17 protein-coding genes, 1 tRNA gene and 1 pseudogene are annotated in these 15,934 nt (G+C 70.3%); 14 read left to right on the forward strand and 5 right to left on the reverse strand.

The annotated features are described in order from the left end of the window. A pseudogene (locus tag AX737_RS37780) lies at positions 1-635 on the forward strand (arsenical-resistance protein); the annotation flags it as partial. Beyond that, the gene (locus AX737_RS37785) at positions 625-1,905 is read left to right on the forward strand and encodes an MFS transporter (protein ID WP_012455864.1); all 1,281 of its coding nucleotides are present in this window, start codon (positions 625-627) and stop codon (positions 1,903-1,905) included. The pseudogene AX737_RS37780 and the gene AX737_RS37785, both read left to right, overlap by 11 nt. A 975-nt stretch (positions 1,906-2,880) precedes the next feature. Here the strand turns inward: AX737_RS37785 and AX737_RS37790 are convergent. Continuing rightward, positions 2,881-3,393 carry a hypothetical protein gene (locus tag AX737_RS37790; RefSeq protein WP_012455863.1) on the reverse strand — a complete coding sequence of 171 codons (513 nt, stop codon included), beginning with the start codon at positions 3,391-3,393 and terminating at the stop codon, positions 2,881-2,883. Positions 3,394-3,795: 402 nt separating this feature from the next. Between AX737_RS37790 and AX737_RS37795 the strand changes: the two genes are divergently transcribed. After that, positions 3,796-4,329, forward strand: a complete 534-nt coding sequence (locus AX737_RS37795; RefSeq protein WP_012455862.1) for a hypothetical protein — start codon at positions 3,796-3,798, stop codon at positions 4,327-4,329. 249 nt (positions 4,330-4,578) lie between these two features. Then, positions 4,579-5,223, forward strand: coding sequence for a hypothetical protein (locus tag AX737_RS37800; protein ID WP_245293393.1), 645 nt, complete (start codon positions 4,579-4,581; stop codon positions 5,221-5,223). A gap of 300 nt (positions 5,224-5,523) precedes the next feature. Here the strand turns inward: AX737_RS37800 and AX737_RS37805 are convergent, their stop codons facing one another. Further along, positions 5,524-6,258: a type II toxin-antitoxin system PemK/MazF family toxin gene (locus AX737_RS37805; protein WP_003596782.1), complete on the reverse strand. Its 735-nt coding sequence runs from the start codon at positions 6,256-6,258 to the stop codon at positions 5,524-5,526. A 377-nt stretch (positions 6,259-6,635) separates the two neighbouring features. Then, a complete protein-coding gene (locus AX737_RS37810) occupies positions 6,636-6,968 on the reverse strand; it encodes a helix-turn-helix transcriptional regulator (RefSeq protein WP_003604320.1) in 333 nt (110 codons plus the stop codon). A 114-nt stretch (positions 6,969-7,082) separates the two neighbouring features. Between AX737_RS37810 and AX737_RS37815 the strand changes: the two genes are divergently transcribed. From AX737_RS37815 to AX737_RS37845, 7 genes are all read left to right on the forward strand, one after another. After that, on the forward strand, positions 7,083-7,748 hold the full coding sequence (locus AX737_RS37815) for a hypothetical protein (RefSeq protein ID WP_012455859.1): 666 nt from the start codon (positions 7,083-7,085) through the stop codon (positions 7,746-7,748). Between the two features lie 61 nt (positions 7,749-7,809). Next, entirely contained in the window at positions 7,810-8,211 is a 402-nt protein-coding gene (locus AX737_RS37820; protein ID WP_003604318.1) for a hypothetical protein, read from the forward strand. Continuing rightward, on the forward strand, positions 8,208-9,392 hold the full coding sequence (locus tag AX737_RS37825) for a PfkB family carbohydrate kinase (RefSeq protein WP_003604317.1): 1,185 nt from the start codon (positions 8,208-8,210) through the stop codon (positions 9,390-9,392). The genes AX737_RS37820 and AX737_RS37825 overlap by 4 nt, the downstream gene beginning before the upstream one ends. After that, the gene (locus AX737_RS37830) at positions 9,389-10,033 is read left to right on the forward strand and encodes a 7-cyano-7-deazaguanine synthase (protein ID WP_003604316.1); all 645 of its coding nucleotides are present in this window, start codon (positions 9,389-9,391) and stop codon (positions 10,031-10,033) included. Before AX737_RS37825 ends, AX737_RS37830 begins: the two co-directional genes overlap by 4 nt. A gap of 36 nt (positions 10,034-10,069) precedes the next feature. Then, entirely contained in the window at positions 10,070-10,390 is a 321-nt protein-coding gene (locus AX737_RS37835) for a hypothetical protein (protein ID WP_017484369.1), read from the forward strand. Continuing rightward, positions 10,387-11,574: a carbohydrate kinase family protein gene (locus AX737_RS37840; RefSeq protein WP_012455858.1), complete on the forward strand. Its 1,188-nt coding sequence runs from the start codon at positions 10,387-10,389 to the stop codon at positions 11,572-11,574. The genes AX737_RS37835 and AX737_RS37840 overlap by 4 nt, the downstream gene beginning before the upstream one ends. Before the next feature lie 172 nt (positions 11,575-11,746). After that, on the forward strand, positions 11,747-12,376 hold the full coding sequence (locus tag AX737_RS37845; protein ID WP_003604313.1) for an FRG domain-containing protein: 630 nt from the start codon (positions 11,747-11,749) through the stop codon (positions 12,374-12,376). A 293-nt stretch (positions 12,377-12,669) separates the two neighbouring features. Here the strand turns inward: AX737_RS37845 and AX737_RS37850 are convergent. Then, positions 12,670-12,745 (reverse strand) — tRNA-Ala (locus tag AX737_RS37850). A 123-nt stretch (positions 12,746-12,868) separates the two neighbouring features. On the opposite strand from AX737_RS37850, the gene AX737_RS37855 reads away from it, so the two are divergent. Both AX737_RS37855 and AX737_RS37860 read left to right on the forward strand, forming a co-directional pair. Further along, positions 12,869-13,159, forward strand: coding sequence for a YggT family protein (locus tag AX737_RS37855; protein WP_066919283.1), 291 nt, complete (start codon positions 12,869-12,871; stop codon positions 13,157-13,159). Between the two features lie 49 nt (positions 13,160-13,208). Beyond that, positions 13,209-14,264, forward strand: coding sequence for a MaoC family dehydratase (locus AX737_RS37860; protein WP_066919285.1), 1,056 nt, complete (start codon positions 13,209-13,211; stop codon positions 14,262-14,264). A 69-nt stretch (positions 14,265-14,333) separates the two neighbouring features. Here the strand turns inward: AX737_RS37860 and AX737_RS37865 are convergent, their stop codons facing one another. Continuing rightward, complete coding sequence (locus AX737_RS37865; RefSeq protein WP_066919287.1) at positions 14,334-14,897, reverse strand: L,D-transpeptidase; 564 nt, start codon at positions 14,895-14,897, stop codon at positions 14,334-14,336. Between the two features lie 397 nt (positions 14,898-15,294). Here AX737_RS37865 and AX737_RS37870 point away from each other — a divergent pair, with 397 nt between their 5' ends. Then, a complete protein-coding gene (locus AX737_RS37870) occupies positions 15,295-15,582 on the forward strand; it encodes a hypothetical protein (RefSeq protein ID WP_156453523.1) in 288 nt (95 codons plus the stop codon). Positions 15,583-15,934 lie beyond the last annotated feature (352 nt).

A 15,934-nucleotide genomic window follows, 5' to 3' on the forward strand; every position in this document is an offset into this window, starting at 1 on the left:
TGAGCCAGGTGGCGCTCAACGACACCATCATGGTGGTGGCCTTCGCCCCCATCGTTGGCCTGCTTCTCGGGCTCTCGGCCATCACCGTGCCTTGGGGGACGCTGGTGTTGTCGGTGGCGCTCTACATCGTCATCCCGGTCGTCGTCGCGCAAGTGATCCGCCGTGGCCTCCTGGCCTCCGGCGGGCGGGCCGCCCTCGACCGGCTGCTCGCCAGGCTCGGGCCCACCTCGCTCGCCGCACTTCTGGCGACCCTGGTGCTGCTGTTCGGCTTCCAGGGCGAGCAGATCCTGGCCCAGCCCGCGGTCATCGGGCTGCTCGCGGTCCCCATCCTCATCCAGGTTTACCTGAACTCGGGGCTGGCCTACCTCCTGAACCGGGTCGCCGGGGAGCAGCACTGCGTGGCCGGGCCCTCGGCACTGATTGGCGCCTCGAACTTCTTCGAGCTCGCGGTGGCGGCCGCGATCAGCCTGTTCGGCTTCAACTCGGGCGCGGCGCTGGCCACCGTGGTCGGCGTCCTCATCGAGGTCCCAGTCATGCTTTCCGTCGTATGGATCGTGAACCGCTCGCAGGGCTGGTACGAGCGTGGCGCGGCCGGCAAGGCAGCGGCGCTGAAGCCTGCCTCCCGTGAGGTCTGAGGTCCACAACCGCCTCGTCGTCATCTCGGCCCTGGGCGTGGTGGAGATCCTCGCCTGGGGCTCGTCCTTCTACTTGCCGGCGGTGCTGGCGGGGCCCATCGCCGCCGACACGGGTTGGCCGCTCGCATGGGTGGTCGGGGGGCTGTCCATCGGCCTGCTGGTGGCGGCAATCGCCTCGCCCCGGGTCGGAATCGCCATCCACCGGCACGGGGGTCGGCCGGTCCTTGTATCGGCGGCCTTGCTGCTAGCGGGTGGCCACTTGGTGATCGGACTGGCACCGAACCTTCCGGTGTTCCTGTCCGGCTGGCTGGTCATTGGGCTCGGGATGGGCTGCGGCCTCTACGACCCGGCCTTCGCCACCCTCGGCCGGCTCTACGGCGACGAGGCGCGCCCGGCCATCACCACCCTGACCCTATGGGGTGGGTTCGCCAGCACCGTCTGCTGGCCGCTCTCGGCCCTTCTCGTCGAGCAGGTCGGCTGGCGCTCGACATGTCTTGCCTATGCCGGGCTGCACCTCTTCGTCACGCTTCCCCTGGTGCTCGGTCTGATCCCTGAGGCGCCTGCCTTGGCTAACGGCGGGGACGTAAAACACCTTGGCGAAGCGCCGCTCACCTCGCGGGAACGGCGCGCCTTCGCGCTGATGGCCGGCGTGTTGGTTTTCGGCGGCACCGTGATGACGTTGATCTCGGTCCACCTGATTACCTTGCTGCAGGCACGCGGCGTGGCCTTTGCCGCCGCCGTATCCTACGGCGCCCTGATCGGGCCGTCCCAGGTCGGAGCCCGCGTTATCGAGATGGCCAATAAGGGGCGGCACCACCCGCTCTGGACGCTAAACGTGGCCATGGCCCTCGTGGCGCTCGGGCTGGCAATCCTGGCAGTGGGCATTCCTGCGGTCGGCATCGCCTTGGTGCTCTACGGTGCCGGCAACGGGATCTACTCGATCGCGAGAGGCACGGTGCCGCTCGCCCTGTTCGGGTCGGAACGCTACCCGGTTCTGGCGGGGCGGCTCGCCCGGCCGAGCCTGATCGCCCAGGCTCTTGCTCCGTCGCTGGGGGCCACGGTCCTCACCTACGGCGGCCCCGATTTGGCCTATGCCCTTCTGGCGGTGCTCGCGCTCGCGAACGTCGGTTTGGCAGGCGCCTTGTGGGGCACACGACCGGAAGCGGTCGGCATCCCCGGCGAGGCCGAGGCGGGCTCGAAGAACAGGTGCTTCGCTTCAGCAGCCAAGCCGAAGGGCCGCCTTCGAAACGGCCCCCCTTCTTCGCTCTAGGTTGCTTCAGTGCAGAATAATGGTGCTCGGCACCGGAATGCCGGGTTGACCAAATGAGGTGGCCGGTTCGGCACCACACTCCTGGCGGCAATGATCCGTCCACGTCGGCCTCTGGCGACCGCAAGTCCTCGCAAATCGCCCGATGTCATTGATCTTTGAATAATTTTTGGCAGACATCTCGCAATTGGGCGAACGGTCTCCGCTGGCTCCCGAGCCTCCGCTTGGGAGCCAGCGGAGACCGGTCGCCCAAATGTCTGCTCTCTGCGATATCTATCTGTACATGCGCGTTTTTTTGATGTTGGGTGTTTATGTGTCCTCAGGATCCTGCAGTAGATAACTGGCCTCCTACGCCCGGGCCCGGAAACCGAAACGAAGAACGGCATCTCGGCAGTTTCGTGTGATGCATGGCTGCCGCCGCCTTGTCGCTAGATTGGTGTTCAAGTCTGCTAACCGCAGCAATCGGAGCACCGCGGCCGAGCGCTTACCGAAACCAGCCAGTGCGCAGCATCCGTGTGATCCCGTGCGCCCTCATGGGCCATCGCCCCGCGGGCGCGACGCACGTCCATGCACACGACGTGGAACACCGCGACTTCGGTCATCCGCCCGCACGGCCGGCCCGCCAGCGCCCGTCTCCTGTCCGCAGCCGATCAGCGACAGGCCGAGGCCACCCAGCGACGCCGCCGCGCACGCGCGATATTGGCTTCGCTGATGATGCCGTCGTCCTCGCCGACGACGCATGCGCAGGTCTCAAGCCAGCGAGGCGTCGATATGGGTATAGCAGCGCATGAGCCACGCCCGTACGGTCGGTCGCGAGCGGAACCCGGCAGACCGGCCGGCCATCTCGGCAGCTTGCCACGATCCGCGGCTCGCGGGGGGGCTGGCGATGGCTCGACCACTCGATCCAAGTCGTGACCGTTCCGCCCGAAACCGCTGGCCCGCCCCGGGCGACGTGACCGGCACGTCGGAGCCCTTCGATCAGCGTGGTCGATCCGGCGGAAGCGGAAACCGCTGCGGCGCCTCCCGCGACCGTCGCTGATGGTCCAGGAGATCCAGGGCCCAATCCGGCCTCGGCGCGACGGACGCCTCATACAATTCACGGTATGCTTCAGGTGTCAGCCAAGTGCCGACGGGATGACGTCCGGTCAGGCGCAGGAAGGCGCTCAGCGATAGGCAAACCGGCGGCGGCAGGCCGACGACGGTCTGGAGAGCGCAGCTGGAACTCTTGCTGCGCTGTCCCACGATACGCGTGTTGAGGAGGCCCATGGCCCCGGCCCGGGCATCCGGGCCGACGAGTTCCTCGTCGAGCGGCGTGGGCGTGCCGGGCGTCTCAAGCGCCGAAAGCAACTCGCTCCAGGACTGCCACCCCCACGCCAGCGCGACGACCTGTCGAGCGGTCGCCTCGGCGATAGGCTGCCGGACATTGGCGAGTTGCGCGCGCAGGGCGTGCACCTTGCGGTTTGCGAAGAAGATCGAGGACGGGCGGAACATCGCGGACCATGGGACTGCGTACGGTGAGCCAATGGATTCAGCTCGCTACGGAGCGGTCAAGGCAACGCCGCGTCGGAAGCTTCGTCGGGTCGCCCCGGCCAGGACGAGGTCCGGCTGGAAAGGCGCCTTGCCCCTTCAACGCCGCCGCCCAGGCGGCGACTTGGTCCGCGACCTGGGCGACGGTTCCGTCGCCGAGCGCGGAAGCGGTCGGGTATGTTGTCGCCTGCTCCTCGGCGGCGGCCGACCCACGTCCACCAGGATCTCTGCAATTCGCTGTGGCCATCCCTCCGCCGTGACGCGAAACTCCCTGTGGATAAATCGCGTCGCCTCGAACCCCGCTTAGATATCCATGTGGACGTGTAACCGTCGGAGGTTAGTGTGGCGCAACGGAGGTACGGCACCATGGGCGACTCGGATTGGGCGGCGGAGCGGGCGGAGGAATACTGGCGGCTCCACGCGGAGCCCGTGCTCAAGCGCGTCGTCATCGACGCCTTCCTGTCCGGAACGGCGGCCGTGCCCCCTGCCTTGGCGAACTGGCTGGCTTCGGCGCCCATCGGGCGCGGTGCCGAGGCTGTCACGCCGCCTCCACCCCCGGAGCCTGCGCAGCAGGTGCCGCCCGGCGCCAAGGAGGTCGCGGCACCGCAAGCCGGTCCTCGGCCCAAGAGGTCCCCCCGCCCGCTCAAGGGGGTGAGCGCCGCTGCGTACGACCTCGTCAAGCGCGCAGGCAAGCCCCTGACATCCCGGGAGCTGCTCGGACAGCTGAGGGACTGGGACGGGGGCGAGCGGACCGAGGCGCGCGACAATTCCCTTCTGGCCGCGATGCGGCGGCTTCGCAAGGCCGGTTGGGTCGACTTCGACGGGACGCATTACAGCCCGTCGGCGAAGAGGCCCCGCAGCAAAGGCAGGTCCGGTCCCGCCGGGCCGGGTCGGGTCTGATCGCCCGCCCATGGCAAGGCCAATCCATCGCCTCGCAGATCGGCTCCCTGCGCAGGAAGGCAGGGCGCTGGCGGAGATCGAGACCCGGCAAGCCCGCGGCCTACCGCCCGTTCGACCATCCAACGCAAACATGGACTCGGAGCGCACATGACCACCTCGTTCGGCGACGCGCGTCGCCTGCACGTCCTGTCTCTCGTCGCCCTGCTCTCGGTCGTGACGCCGCCGCGCAGCCGGGCCGCCGACGGAACCATGAGCGAGCACGAGATCGCTCCCGGCATGGTCATCCGCGGCCTGGTCACCGCGGCGCGCGCGCGGGCCTTTCGCCTGATCGTGCGGGGAACGCTCGTTGCCTCCTTGACCGCGAGGGATGGGGCGCCGCCGACCGGGTACTGCCTCGTTGGAGAGTGGTTGTCCGTGCTGGAGGCACTGGCTGCGCCATGGCGCGCGTTCGCCGGCGAGACCTCGCCGCGGAACTTCGGACCGCCGCGCCGGTCGCATTCCGAGCGCTCACCCTTCGTCGCACGGTTCCCGGCGCGCCAAGCCCGCCTCACGGGCCCGAAGCTCGTTCGGTTCCTCGCCGAGTGCACCGCTTCCCTAGGAGCGAAGGACTCGATGCGCGGCGATGAGATCGCCCTCGTCGTCGGCACGCCGGAGACCCGAGTTCGGATCGCGTGCAGCGGTGCCGAACTTCACGTCCTGGTCCATCGAGAGCGGCGCTTGGTCATGGCCGGCACCCTGTCGCGCCTCGACCTGAGTCGGCCCGGGCGCACGCGCTGCTGCATCGGTCGCCAGTGGCTGCCCGAGTTGTTGGATTGGTTCTGGGCCGTATCCGACGATGTCGATCCTGCAGACCTCGTTCGGTTCTGCCAGGGTGCCGCCTCGGATCGGCCCTAGCCGGCGTCGGCCGATGGCGCCGACGCCCGGATGCAGGGCCGGCCCTCGCCAAGCTTAAGCTCTCGCCTCTCGGGCCGTGACGTGTGCCAGGAAGGAGCGCAGCGTGGGTGTACGGCGGTCCTTGTGCGTTCGAGGCGCATACCGCCAACGAAAAAGCCCCGCCTGAGCGGAGCTTTCGTTTGAGGGGAATACCCGCGGGCAAACCCCGACCTCCGATGGCGAGCATCTTCGGTCAGCTGAAAAGACGGTGTGACCCGCCTCCAGCGAGTGAGAGGGATATCGCATATCCGCCTCGCCGGGTCAATGATCGAGGCCCAGCACGGTTCCGAGGAGCGCTCGGATGCCGGCGAGCTCGGCGGGCGAGATGGACGGCAGCGCCGGGCGGCGGTTCACGTTGACCTGCCACAGCCGGACCAGGGAAACGGTATAGATGTGGTCGCAGACGGCCCAAACCGGGTCGGTCTGGTGGAAGAAGGGATACGTGCCCGGCTCGAACCGGAAATGATGGGTGTTGTTCTCCCGGGGCGGGCTCTTGCTCACCGGCACCACCGTGCAGCGCCCGGCGGCGCCGGCCGAGCGCGAGGACACGACGATCGCCCGCCGTTCCTTCTGCATCTCCGGCTTCACGAGGTAGGTGAAATCGCACATCACGACCCGGCCGGGGCTCGGAGCGTGCGGAACCGGCCGCCTGACCTCGGCCGTGCGGCGCGTGACGACCGAACCTTCCAGCGTCGTCAGGAACGCGTCCGCCTTCGCGGCGGCGATGCCGCCGCGAACCAGCGCCGTCTTCAGCTTGGTCCGCTCGTACTGCGCGGTGGCCTTCTCCGACAGGAAGCAGTGGCGCAACGCGCTGGCCACCGCCTCCGCGGCCTCTTCGGCGAAGCCTCCCTCGCACAGCCGGTCGAGGCAAGCCTCGCCGTCGAAGCGGGTATCGGGATGCCGGGAAATCTCCATCAATCCGCCGACGGCGAGCGCCTCGCCCTGGGCGAAGCCGAGATCCGTCATGGCCTTGAACATGCGAAAGGCGTGGGGCACCCCGAGACAAATGCTCCTGCCGATGGGAAGGCGATGGCGTAGCCCGGGCGACGTCGCGTCGGGCAGGCCGAGGGCGAGCCGATCCGTTCGAAGTCGGCAAACACCTCGGCCGACGCCGTATCCGCACGCCGGACCATTGTCATCCCACGCCGAAGGGGCCGAGCGCCGCCGGCGCCCGGGCGCCGCGATCATGCCGGGGCCTACCCGCCGTGGATGCATTCGTTTGAGCGACCAGGCCCGGGGGGGGCGGCACCCGCGCTCGTCATCGAGGCGCCGGGTCCCGCCGCCCGGGCGCGCCGCCTCGGCCTGGTCCCGGGGCACGTTCCATCCGGCGCCGAGAACGACGGTTCCCGACCTTGCCGCACCGCCCGGCGCGGCTATTCGTTTTCATTCAAGAGCGCCACCGCGGCCTCCAGGAGCGCTCGGAACGCGACCGACTGCCGTGCAGCCGCCTCCACGCGCAGCGTCAGGTTCGAGAAAGCCGCGGGATCCTCCGACGGGTGCGCACCGATGAACCGAACCGCGGCGAGATGCAGCGCGGGTCTAGGCTTATGTTGCCCTGCCAATAGCTTCGATATGGTCGCCTGGCTCGCGCCGAGGATCTTGGCAAGGGCAGCCTGCGTAAGCCCGCGCTCTCGACGCACGCGACCGAGGGCAATCGCCAGCGCATGCGCATCCCCGCCGTCAGCCGCCCGCTTGCTTCCGCTCATGAAGTCAATAAAATCGAATGATAACGAATAATCAAGGCGCGCAGGATGCAGGCTCAGACGTCCGGGAGGACGCGGTCGGTCGCGACGATTCCCGCGGACCCGGAGGCCGAATTGATGCCGGGGGTGCGGTGGGGGCGCCCGGAATGGGTGCCGAGTGCCGCGTTCTGGGCTTTCATGGTCGGTCGGGCCAGCGAGCCGGTCGACGGGTTCGTGGGGCGGGAGGTCAGCCTGGCCCACGAGATCGGCTTCTGTCTGCTCGGGGGCTACGGCATCACGGCCGAGGTCAACCACGCGGTCCATCGCGCGCTCGCCGCGGATGGGATCTTCGAGCCGGGCCGTCGTCCCGGGGCCGATGAGATCGAGGCCCTCCTGCGCAGGCCGGTCCGCATCGGCGAAAGGTCGGTGCGCTACCGCTTCCCGAAGCAGAGGGCGGGCAGGCTCGCCGACGCGCTGACGCTCATCGAGACCGATCCTCCGCCGTCGAGCGACGCCCTGGCCTTCCGACGCCACCTGATGCGCCTGCCCGGCGTCGGTCCGAAGACCGCCTCGTGGGTCACCCGGAACTGGCTGGGCTCGGACGAGGTCGCCATCCTCGACATTCACATCATCCGTGCAGGCCTCCTGATCGGCCTGTTCGAGCGGCCGATCCGCCTCCCGCGGGACTACGAGGCGCTCGAACGGCGCTTCCTGCAGTTCTGCGTGGCCCTGGACGCGAAGCCGTCGCTGGTCGATGCCGTCATGTGGCGGGCGATGCGCAACATCGGCCGGGGACCGGTTTGACCGGCGACGGCGGAGGCCGATAAGAAATCAGGTCTCCTTCACCAGTGGCCGGGCAAGCGGGATGTCGGGGGGCAGCAAGAAAAGTTCGGGCCGTCGCCTGGTCGCGCCGGCCGGTGCAGGGCCGGGCGCGCCGAGCTCGACCGCCGGATCGGAGGGCGGGAATGCGCCGACGGGCTCGCCCTGCGACCTCAGTTACGACGTCGAACTGACCGGGGTCCGGGCCGACGTCGTCGCCGTCGTGCGCATCGGCGACGTCCTGGACGTCGCGCTGCACAGGGCGGGTGCGTTCGAGACCGCCGTGTGCCGTACCCGCCCCGCCGGGCAGGTGGTCGGCACGCTGGCGAACGTCGAAGGCCTCGACGAACTTCTCGGTTGCCTGCGCACCCACCACCGCTACGCGGCGACCGTGACGCAGGTCGGCCGCCTCCTCTGTCGCGTCGCCATCGCACCGGTGCTGGGTTGATCGTCGCCGGAGGGTCCTACCTGGAGATCTGCGAGATCCCGCGCTGGCGCCGGCTGTTCGGTTCGGGCGGCCGTGCCGCCGCGGCGGTCGGGCAGCTCTCGCCGGGCAGCAGCCTTCACACCTATGCCTTCGCAGGCTGGGCCCGCGACGTCGAGAGCTCGATGCACGCCTGCGGGGTGACGGCGACGGTAATGCCCATCGCCGAGGAGATCAGCTTCGGCTACTTCCATGCCCTGTCGCCGGCCACGCTGCGGCCCGGCGTGCCGACGCGACACCCGGCCCTCTCGGTCGACGGGCGGGTCGTGCTGCGTTTCGGCTTCGTGGAGGGCGACGCGGTCGTGTCCGCGGAGCGGGCGGTCCACGACCCGCAGGGCGACGACGTTGTCCCGTTCCGCGCCAACGGGTCCCGGGCCGAGGCCCTGGCCGTAGTCCTGAACGAGGGGGAGGCGGAGGGGGCGACGGGCGAGGAGGGGCCGGCCGCAGGCGAGGCCGTTCTCGCCCTGCACGCGGCCGACGTGGTCGTGGTCAAGCGTGGCTGCTCGGGCGCGACCGTCCACCGGCCTGGTCGCGACCCCGTCGCGGTGCCCGCTTATCGATCCGCCCGCGTGTTCAAGATCGGCTCGGGCGACGTCTTCAGCGCCGCCTTCGCGCATCACTGGGGCGAGCGCGGCCTCGACGCCGCGGCGGCGGCCGACCTGGCGTCGCGCGCGGTCCACCATTTCGTCGACACGCGCTCGCTGCCGCTGCCCGCGGCCGCCGACCTCGCCGACCAGGCGCTCGCACCCGTGGGCGGGGAGCCCGGCCGCGTCTACCTCGCGGCCCCGTTCTTCCACATCGCCCAACGCTGGCTCGTCGAGGAGGCACGGGACCGGCTGCACGCCCTCGGCGCGTCTGTCTTCTCGCCGTTGCACGACGTGGGCACGGGGGGCGGCGCCGTCGCCCTCGCCACCGCCGACCTCGCGGGGCTCGACGGCTGCCAAGCCGTGCTCGCCCTGCTCGACGGGGCGGACCCGGGCTCGATCTTCGAGGTTGGACATGCGCGGGCGCGCGGCATCCCAGTGGTCGTGCTGGCCGAACGCCTCGACGAGCATCACCTGACCATGCTGGCCGGCACCGGCTGCGAGGTCGTCGACGATTTCGCCTCCGCCCTCTATCGGGTCGTGTGGGCCTCGCTGCGATGAGGGTTCTGCTGTTTTCCGGCGGCCTCGATTCGACCGCCCTCGCTTGGTGGCAGAGGCCGGACGCCTGCCTGTTCGTCGATTACGGCCAGCGGCCGGCGGCGGGCGAAAGGGCGGCTGCGACGTCCATCGCGGCCGAGTTCGGGCTGCGGCTCGAAACGCTTCAGGTCGACCTGTCCGGGCTTGGCCTCGGGCCCCTGGCCGGCGGGGAGCCCGCCGCGCTCGCGCGTGCCCCCGAATGGTGGCCCTACCGCAACCAGATCCTGGTCACCCTCGCAGGCATGCGCTTCGTCGCGGAAGGCCTGTCGGAGATCCTCATCGGAACGGTGGCGACCGATGTCCACGCCGACGGACGCGCCCCATTCCTGCGGACGCTCGACCGACTGATGCGGCTCCAGGAGGGTGGGGTGCGCGTCGTGGCGCCCGCACGGCACCTGAGCGGGCCGGCCCTTCTCGCGGCGTCCGGCCTTCCCGCCTCGGCGCTCGGTGCGACATTCTCCTGTCACGTCATGGAATATGCCTGCGGGCAGTGCCGCGGATGCGAGAAGCATCGCGAGACCTTGCGGTCGTTCGGCCTGCGGTCCGACGTGAAGGCATCCCGCGCGGCCCCGGACCGACCGGACGCGGCGCGGGCGGAGGGTTGACGAATGGGCGGAGGGCTCCCACCCAAACGCCGCCGCATGCCGTACGGCATGGGACAGGTCCGGACAGGGTCCGACGAGTGCGACCTGACCTTCACGGTCGACCTGATCGGTGTCCGCCGCGACGCCACGCGCGGCCTGCAGGCCGGAGACGTGTTGGAGGTGGACCTCGTGGCCGGCGCGGGCGCCAGCACCGCAGTCTGCCGCACCGCCGACGGGGCGACCGTCGGCGCCCTCGCCGCGTTCCGCGGCCTCGTGAGCCTGCTCGGCTGCCTCGACCAGGGGGTGCGGTTCGAGGCCCTCATCGAGGATGTCGGCGCGACGCGCTGCACCGTTACGGTCACGAGGGCCGAGGCGTGAACGTCGTCGGCGGCACATATTTCGAGAGCTGCGCGTTCCCCGCCTGGGCCGGCCTGTTCGGTTCGGGCGCGCGCGCCGCCATGGCGGTGAGCGCGCTGTCCCCGGGCACCCGCCTGAGCACGTATGCTTACGCCGAGTCGGCCGGCGACCTCCGGGCGACCATGGCCGCCTTCGAGGTCGAGACGGACATCGTCGCCATCGGGGAGCGGCTCGAATTCGAGTATTGGCATCCCCTTCGCAAGAGCTGGGTTCCCGAGGCCGGCCGGCGCTACGCCGACCTGGCCGTCACCGGCGACGTCGTGCTCGGGTTCGGCATGCTGGAGGGCACGGCCCGGCTCACGGCCGGCCGGGCGGTCTACGACCCGCGCTCCGCCGACCCCGCGTCCTCCTTCGTGCGTTCCGGCTCGCGGGCGACGGAGCAACTCGCCTACGTGGTGCAGGATGCCGACTTGGTCCGGCTCGGGCCGCTCCCGGACCCGCGCGACGCCGCGACCGGCGTCATGGCCCGCGAGGGCGCCACGCTCGTCGTGTCGCGCCACGCATTCGGCGGTGCCACGGTGTACCGGGGCGACGCCCCCGGCATCCCGGTGCCGGCGTACGCCGCCCGCCGCTGGTTCAGGATCGGGGCCGGCGACGTCTTCTGCGCGGCCTTCGCGCATTATTGGGGCGAGCGTGGCTTCGACGCCGTGGGGGCGGCCGACCTCGCGTCCCGCTGCGTGGCGTGGTTCAACGACGGGGCTCGGTTGCCGCTGCCTCCGCCGGACGAGCTCGAAGGGATGGAGGCGGTGCCCGGGCGCCCCGCGTCGGGTTGCCGGGTCTACCTGTCCGGACCGCGCCGGACCATGGCCCAAAGATGGCTCTTCGACGAGGCGGCCGCTTACCTCGACGCGCTCGGGTTCAGGACGGAGACGGCGTTTGCGGACGACGGCCCCCGCTCACCCACGCGAGCGAATTGGCCGCCCCGGCCTCGCGTGCCCCATTCAGCCCTCCTAGCCCTGGGCGACGTCGCCGACCTCGGGACGAACCTTCACGTCGGCTACGCGCAAGCCAACGGCATGCCGGTGGTGCTGCTCGCCGAGACGGCCTCCGGCGGGGATTTGACGATGTTCTCGGGAAGCGGCTGCGAGGTGACGCACGATCTCGCCACGGCGCTCTACCGGACGTGTGTGGCATGCCTGCGGTGATCGGCGGCCGGGAGGGCACCCGTTGAGGCCGCCACGGTTTCCACCCGCTCCGGCGCGCCTGCGGGCGCCTGATCGCACGCCGTCCCCGTCCGGACCATCGGGGTCCGGCGATGGAGAGGGCGGGCCGGCGCAGGAGCGCTGGCAGGCGTTCCACGCCTTCCTGGCGGCACGCATGAACTCACGATGGGTGTTCCGCGGCTGCGCGTCGAAGGCCTTCGAGTGCAAGCCCAGCGCCGGCCGGGGCGCCGAGTTCGACCCGCGCCACGAACGGCAACTGTTCCAGGATTTCAAGCGCGAGGCCAGGCTGCACGTCGCGATGCCCGGGGCGACGGATTGGGACTGGCTGGCGCTGGGTCAGCATTACGGTCTCCCGACCCGCTTGCTCGACTGGACGACCAATCCGCTCATCGCCTGCTTCTTCGCCGTTGCCAGCCAGCCCGCGAACGAGGACGCCATCGTGTACGCGCATCCGCTCGGCGGCAGTTCCATGATCGACCCCGAGCGGGGTCCCGGCCCCTTCGAGATCGCCGAGGTCGGCTTCCTGCTGCCCTCCGCCCTGGCGCCCCGCATCGCGAGCCAGAAGGGCCTGTTCTCGGCCCACCCCGATCCGGCCTCGGCGTGGACGCCGCCCGGCATGGCGGAGAACAGCTTCGAGATCCCGCGGGACACCCGCGCGGTCTTCCAGCGCAACCTGTTCCAGCTCGGCGTGGATGCGGCCCACATCTGGGCCAGCCTCGAAGGCGTCTGCCTCTCGCTGACGTGGCAGTACCGCCTCCGAATCGGGCTCGGCGCGGCCTTGTAGCCCCCGCCGCTCGGAATCCCTGGATCATCCGGTCCGGACGACGGCGGTCCCGCCAAGCCGGTGCAGGCTTCGATATTCACCGGCCGGCGCGCCCTCTACCAACGCGCACGGCGTGGGTCAGGCACAGCAAGGGTTGCCCCGTAGCTGCGCGGGGGTGGTGTGGATATCCTGTCGAAAACCGGACCACGCCTGGGATTTAGCGAAACGGAAGCGTGGGAGGAATTGGGATTTATCCGGGAGCTGCCACTCCCCAAGTCCTTGATGCCACACACCAATTTTCAAGCGAAAGTCGGTGGTGGAGCTGAGGGGATTCGAACCCCTGACCTCCGCAGTGCGATTGCGGCGCTCTCCCATCTGAGCTACAGCCCCGTCCGGGACGCCGGCCTTGTAGGCTTGGGCGGCTCAGCCTGTCAATTCCCGATTTTGAACCTTTCGACGCGCCGCCTGTGCGGGCCACCGGCGGCGCCCAGATCCGAGGATACGACGCCGCGCATGTATGCCCTGCTCTGGCTCATCAACACGGTCATCAACCTCTTCATCTACGTCCTCATCGCGAGTGCCGTGCTGAGCTGGCTCGTGGCCTTCAACGTGGTGAACGTGCGCAACCCCATCGTCGCCCAGATCGGCGAGGTGCTCTATCGCCTCACCGAGCCGGTGCTGCGCCCGATCCGCAACCTGCTGCCGAACCTCGGCGGCGTGGACATCTCGCCCGTCATCCTGATCCTGCTGCTGCTCTTCGTGCAGCGCCTGATCACCGTCGATCTCGTGCGCTTCCTGGTCTGAGCCGGCGGCGCCCGCCGTCCAACGAACAACAATGGCCAAGGAAACGCCCATGAAGACCAATCCCGGCCGCTTCTTCGAGGATTACCGCCTCGGCGAGACCATCCGGCACGCCACGCCGCGGACCGTGACCGCGGGCGACGTGGCGCTCTACACCGCCCTTTACGGGCCGCGCTTCGCCGTGCAGTCCTCGGACGCCTTCGCGCAAGGCCTCGGCTATCCGCGGAGCCCGCTCGACGACCTGCTCACCTTCCACGTGGTCTTCGGCAAGACCGTGCCGGACATCTCGCTGAACGCGGTGGCCAACCTCGGCTACGCCGAGGGCGGTTTCCGCCGGCCGGTCTATCCGGGCGAGACGCTCTCCACCGTCTCCGAGGTGATCGGCCTCAAGGAGAGCTCGAACCGCCAGACGGGCGTGGTCTACGTGCGCTCGGTCGGTTCGGATGCCGCCGGCGAGACGGTGCTGAGCTATTGCCGCTGGGTGCTCGTGCGCAAGCGCGACCCGGAGGCGCGGATCGCCGAGGAGCACGTGCCGAGCCTCGCCAAGGTGGTCGATCCGCAGGATCTCGCGGGCGCCCTGCCCCGCCTGGACGTGGCCGCCTACGACCTCGACCTCGCGGGCAGCCCGCACCGCTTCGGCGACTATGCCCGGGGCGAGCGCATCGACCATGTCGACGGCATGACCGTCGAGGAGGCCGAGCACCAGATCGCCACGCGCCTGTTCCAGAACACCGCCAAGGTGCATTTCGACAACCACGCGGCGAAGGACACCCGCTTCGGGAAGCGGCTGATCTACGGCGGCCACGTCATCTCGCTCGCCCGCGCGCTCAGCTTCAACGGGCTCGCCAACGCCTTCGCGCTCGCCGGCATCAACGCGGGCCGGCACGTGGCGCCGCTGTTCTCGGGCGACACCGTCTACGCCTGGAGCGAGGTCCTCGACACCGCCGACGTCGGCCGCGATGACGTCGGCCTGCTGCGCCTGCGCACGGTGGCGACGAAGAACCAGCCCTGCGGCGCCTACCCGGACCGCCAGGGCGAGGGCCAAGGGGACGCCTATGACCCGGCCGTCATCCTCGACCTCGATTACTGGGCCTTCATGCCGAAGTAGCGATCCGAGGGATCCCCAAGGGCCTCAGGCCCTTGGGAGGCGGGGCAGAGCCCCGGATGGCCTGGCGCCTCAGTCGCGCACCACCACCTTCGTGCCGACGCGGACCCGGTCGTAGAGATCGACCACGTCCTTGTTGGTCATGCGGATGCAGCCCGAGGAGACGGCCGCCCCCATGGTCTCGGGCTCGTTCGAGCCGTGGATGCGGTAGAGCGAGGAGCCGAGATAGAGCGCGCGCGCGCCAAGCGGGTTGTCCTGGCCGCCGGCCATGTAGCGCGGCAGGTCCGGCCGGCGGGCCAGCATCTGGGCCGGCGGGCGCCAGGCCGGCCACTCCTTCTTCATCGTGACGGTCTTCACGCCCGACCACGAGAAGCCCTGGCGGCCGACGCCGACGCCGTAGCGGACCGCCGCGCCGTTGCCGAGCACGTAGTAGAGCCGGCGCTGGCGGGTCGAGACCACGATCGTGCCCGGCTTCTCCTTGCCCGCATACGCCACGGTCTCGCGCGGGATCGCCTGCGTCCTGAAGATGTTCATGAAGTCGGCCAGCGGGCCGCTGTCGAACGGGCCGGCCGAGGCCGGCCCCGGGGCCAGCGCGAGCCCGGCCCCGAGGGCCAGCACGGCGATGCGCATCTTCATGCAGGGTCTCCTGTGTACAAGCTGTGCAAAAGGGTGCGCGGAGAAGCCCAGCTGTTTGCGGCAGCTTCTGGCCCGTCGGTCCGGACCGGGGGCGGGCGTCGATGCCTGTGTGTTCCGCGCAACACCTGCCCGACGCGACCGCCCGGGACCGGGCCGCCGCGCGCGGACGGCGGGAAGCGCCTGAGCCGGCGGGGAAATCGCGGCCGCGGTCCGCGCGCGGCCCGGTTCCGTCGTCCCCCTCACTGGAATCATGCCAGGATGTCGCAGGCGATTGCGCCGGACCGCCCCGATCCCTTAGTTTCCGCCCGTGCCCCACGGATGCGAGACAGAGACCCGGCGTCGCCGACGCGCCCCCAGATCCGCGCTCTCCGCCGCGCTGCTCTCCCTGCTCGCCGTGATGTCGCTCCTCCTCCTCGCCGGCCTGCCGGCCACGGCGGATGCGGAGATCCGGCCCGCTCGGCCCTGCGCCGCCACCAAGGTGCGCGATCCCGCCTGCCCCGCTCAGCGCTTCGCCGTCCAGGTCTCGGTCGATGCCGACGACCCGGCGGGCGAGTCCCGCACGCTCGCGCCCCGGTCCTCGACGCGCGCGGCGCCCCACCGGTCGCCCGTCTTCGCGCCGCGCACCGACCCGGTCCCGCCCTCGGCCGCCGCGCGCCTGCCCGAGCGCCCGCCCAGGCGGGCCTGACCGCCGGGGAGTCGCGCGGTAGCCGTCCGGGACCTCGAGACGAGACGACGTCTCGAGGCCTCGACCCCGCGAAACGGTCTCGAAAGGACCGGGATCCTAACCTGCACGGCGATGCGCCGTGCGAATGCCAAGATCCGGGCCCATAATCCCTGCTCCGATCCATGGTGCGCTGCTTGCCAGAGAGCAGCGCCGCGCGCACGCGCCGCAGCCCATGCGCCGCCGGCCCCTTTGCCCGGCCGGAGCGCATCCAGGGCCGGGCGCCGCGCCCGAAGTTCCGGACGGCCGACCCTGAGCGGCCCTCCTCCCCAGACGTCCGTCGCAGGAGCGAAGGTATCGTGACCGCCAACCCCCT

Origin of the sequence: Methylobacterium sp. CCH5-D2 (genome assembly GCF_001556475.1) — a bacterium.
Classification (GTDB): Bacteria; Pseudomonadota; Alphaproteobacteria; order Rhizobiales; family Beijerinckiaceae; genus Methylobacterium; species Methylobacterium hispanicum.

Excerpts from the sequence above, each read along its gene's own strand:
- AX737_RS37790 (WP_012455863.1), bottom strand. The coding sequence starts at position 3,393 with ATGTTCCGCCCGTCCTCGATCTTCTTCGCAAACCGCAAGGTGCACGCC.
- AX737_RS37795 (WP_012455862.1), top strand. The coding sequence starts at position 3,796 with ATGGGCGACTCGGATTGGGCGGCGGAGCGGGCGGAGGAATACTGGCGG.
- AX737_RS37800 (WP_245293393.1), top strand. The coding sequence starts at position 4,579 with ATGAGCGAGCACGAGATCGCTCCCGGCATGGTCATCCGCGGCCTGGTC.
- AX737_RS37810 (WP_003604320.1), bottom strand. The coding sequence starts at position 6,968 with ATGAGCGGAAGCAAGCGGGCGGCTGACGGCGGGGATGCGCATGCGCTG.
- AX737_RS37815 (WP_012455859.1), top strand. The coding sequence starts at position 7,083 with ATGCCGGGGGTGCGGTGGGGGCGCCCGGAATGGGTGCCGAGTGCCGCG.
- AX737_RS37820 (WP_003604318.1), top strand. The coding sequence starts at position 7,810 with ATGTCGGGGGGCAGCAAGAAAAGTTCGGGCCGTCGCCTGGTCGCGCCG.
- AX737_RS37830 (WP_003604316.1), top strand. The coding sequence starts at position 9,389 with ATGAGGGTTCTGCTGTTTTCCGGCGGCCTCGATTCGACCGCCCTCGCT.
- AX737_RS37835 (WP_017484369.1), top strand. The coding sequence starts at position 10,070 with ATGCCGTACGGCATGGGACAGGTCCGGACAGGGTCCGACGAGTGCGAC.
- AX737_RS37845 (WP_003604313.1), top strand. The coding sequence starts at position 11,747 with ATGAACTCACGATGGGTGTTCCGCGGCTGCGCGTCGAAGGCCTTCGAG.
- AX737_RS37855 (WP_066919283.1), top strand. The coding sequence starts at position 12,869 with ATGTATGCCCTGCTCTGGCTCATCAACACGGTCATCAACCTCTTCATC.
- AX737_RS37860 (WP_066919285.1), top strand. The coding sequence starts at position 13,209 with ATGAAGACCAATCCCGGCCGCTTCTTCGAGGATTACCGCCTCGGCGAG.
- AX737_RS37865 (WP_066919287.1), bottom strand. The coding sequence starts at position 14,897 with ATGAAGATGCGCATCGCCGTGCTGGCCCTCGGGGCCGGGCTCGCGCTG.
- AX737_RS37870 (WP_156453523.1), top strand. The coding sequence starts at position 15,295 with ATGTCGCTCCTCCTCCTCGCCGGCCTGCCGGCCACGGCGGATGCGGAG.